Source organism: Pseudomonas sp. SIMBA_067 (assembly GCF_046534675.1).
In the GTDB taxonomy this organism is placed as follows: domain Bacteria; phylum Pseudomonadota; class Gammaproteobacteria; order Pseudomonadales; family Pseudomonadaceae; genus Aquipseudomonas; species Aquipseudomonas putida.
In genome coordinates this window covers 1-243 of sequence record NZ_JAWRYH010001160.1, presented here as the reverse complement: position 1 = coordinate 243, position 243 = coordinate 1, and the positions used below count along the sequence as shown (strand labels likewise).

1 protein-coding gene is annotated in these 243 nt (G+C 58.0%); it reads left to right on the top strand.

Annotation, left to right across the window (positions count from 1 at the left end; genetic code table 11):
- Positions 1 to 243, top strand: a 243-nt coding sequence (locus tag SB765_RS32935) for a hypothetical protein (RefSeq protein ID WP_410932937.1), incomplete at both ends; no start/stop codon positions are given.

Sequence of the window (243 nt, the reverse complement as noted above, 5' to 3'; positions counted from 1 at the left end):
CTGCTGATCCTTGCCCGTGAAGTGGGTCATCAGCTGGAGCTGAGCGACATTGAGATTGAGCCGCTGCTGCCCGCCAGCCTGACCGAAATCCAGGACATTGAGCAGTTTATGCAGCGTCTGCCTGAGCTGGATAACGCCTTTGCCGCCCGGGTTGCGCAGGCGCAGGATGAGGGCAAAGTATTGCGCTATGTTGGCGTGATTGAAGAGGGCGGCATCTGCAAAGTGAAGATCGACGCCGTTGAC